This window comes from Amycolatopsis rhizosphaerae (genome assembly GCF_007713715.1).
Lineage (GTDB): Bacteria > Actinomycetota > Actinomycetes > Mycobacteriales > Pseudonocardiaceae > Amycolatopsis_E > Amycolatopsis_E rhizosphaerae.
Map to the genome: position 1 here is coordinate 1 of NZ_VJWX01000732.1, position 2398 is coordinate 2398.

2 protein-coding genes are annotated in these 2398 nt (G+C 69.7%); both read left to right on the forward strand.

Features of this window, described 5'->3' with window-relative positions:
- On the forward strand, nt 1–1417 hold a 1417-nt coding region (locus tag FNH05_RS36155; protein WP_144593335.1), incomplete at its 5' end, for an NDP-hexose 2,3-dehydratase family protein.
- The coding region (locus tag FNH05_RS36160; RefSeq protein WP_144593336.1) for an aminotransferase class V-fold PLP-dependent enzyme at nt 1414–2398 on the forward strand (985 nt) is incomplete at its 3' end. The genes FNH05_RS36155 and FNH05_RS36160, both read left to right, overlap by 4 nt.

Sequence of the window (2398 nt, forward strand, 5' to 3'; positions counted from 1 at the left end):
CACCCACACCCCGCACCGACCCGGCCTCGCGGCCCGCCTCGCCGCCTCGGCCGCCGCCCCCTCCGACGGCGCCCGGAACGCCCTGCGCTGGCTGCGCGAGCGCCGCCGCAAAGGCAGCTTCCGAGTGGCTCCCGTCCCGTTCGCCCGGCTCGACGGGTGGTCGTTCCGTCCGCAGGACGGTGACCTGGTCCACCGCAGTGGCCGGTTCTTCAGTGTCGAGGGGGTGGAGGTCACCAGCCGTGACGGAACCAGCCGCTGGCGCCAGCCGATCATCCGGCAGGACGACGTCGCCGTGCTGGGTATCCTGGCCCGCGAGATCGACGGCGTGCTGCACTTCCTGATGCAGGCCAAGATGGAGCCCGGCAACATCGGCCTGGTCCAGTTGTCCCCCACGGTGCAGTCCACACCGAGCAACTACTCCCGGGCGCACCGGGGCAAGACCTCGCGCTACGTCGAGTACTTCATCGATGACCACCCCGGGCGGACATTGGTCGACATCCTGCAGTCCGAGCAGGGCTCGTGGTTCCTCGGTAAGCGCAACCGCAACGTCGTCGTCGAAGTGGACGAGCCCGTCGACGTGCACGAGGACTACCGCTGGTTCACCCTCGCCGAGATCCTCGGCCTGCTGCGCCACCCCGACATCGTCAACATGGACACCAGGACCGTGCTGTCCTGTCTGCCACTCGCGCTGGACGGCCCCGCATCGGCGGAATCGCTCGGCTCCCCCGGGCACCAGCCGCCGCACGACGCCGCCGAGATCCACCGCTGGCTGCGCGAGCAACGCGACCGGCGGTCCCTTTCGGTCGAGCGCATCCCGCTCGCCGCCACCGCCGGTGGCGGCTGGTTCCGCGACGAGTCGCAGATCGCGCACCTCAGCGGCCGCTGGTTCCGGATCATCGGTGTCGATGTCGCCGCGGACAGCCGCGAGGTGGGCGCGTGGTCACAGCCGCTGCTGGCCCCGTGCGGCGCCGGGCTGGTCGCACTGGTGACCCGACGGGTAGGCGGCACCGTGCACCTGCTGGTGAAGGCGGACGTGCGCCCCGGTTACCGGACCGGTGTGGAGGTCGGCCCCACCGTGCAGTGCACGCCATCGAACTTCCCACCGGGCACGCCCGGTCGGCCGGACTTCCTTGATGCGGTGCTGGCCACTCCGCCGGAACGCGTGCTGCACGACTCCCGCCAGTCCGAGGAGGGAGGCCGTTTCCACCACGCGACCACCCGCCATCTCATCGTCGAGCAGGATCCGTCGACGCCCCTCGATCCGCAGCCGCCCGGATACCTCTGGATCACCGCCCGCCAGCTCGCCGATCTCGTCACCACCAGCTGTCAGGTCAACATCGAGGCCCGCAGCCTGCTGCTCACCGTGCTCGCGATGATCCACGCCGGCCAGGGCCGACCGTCAGGAGGAGCCGCATGACCTCCACCGCGACCCGTCCGGCGTGGGGCGGGCGTCGGCTGCACGACGCCTCTTGGGACGCCATCCGGGACCTCTTCGCACTCGACCGCAGCGTCACCCACCTCAACACCGGCACCGTCGGCGCACTGCCGTACGAAGTGCTGGAGGTCAACGACCGGGTGACGCGGGAGTGGACCGGGGGACTGATGAACGTCTACCCGCCGGGCATGTACACCGGCCACCGGGAAACGCTGGCCCGAGCCTTCGGCGTCGATCAGGACGAGATCGTCATCTGCCACAACGCGACCGAGGGGGTCGCCCGGGTGATCAACGGCCTGGACCTCCGGGCAGGCGACGAGGTGCTCACCACCAGCCACGAGTGCTACTCGGTGCTGTCCAACTTCAACCTCGTCCGCAACCGGCACGGAATAACCCTGCGGACGATCACCCCTCCGTCCGGCTGGGACGTCCGGGCCGAGGAGATCATCGAACTGTTCGAGCGGGCGATCACCCCGCGAACCAGGGTGCTCGCGTTCTCCGGGATCACCCTGTTCACCGGAACCATGATGCCGATCCGGGCGCTCTGCGAGCTTGCCCAGCGGCACGGCTTGATCACGGTGGTGGACGGCGCCTTGCTCCCCGGCATGCTCGATTGCGACTTCCGGGCCTTCGGCGCCGACTTCATCTCCTGCTCGGGTTCGAAGTTCCAGTGCGGCCCGCTCGGGACCGGAATCCTCTACGTCCGCAACAAGGTCTTCCCCGAGCACAACCCGCTGCCACTGCCGACGATCTGGCCCATCGTGTCGACCTGGTATCCGATGGCCGGTGAGCCGCCTCCCCGGACCACCACCACCGTCGCGAGCTGCAACATCGGGGACTATCTGCAGAGCGCGGGCAGTGCCAGCATCGCCCGTGGTGCCGCACTCGCCGCGGCTGCCGAGCTGTGGGACGAGATCGGCCGGTCCCGCATCGAGCGACGGATCTTCGACCTGGCCTCGCACG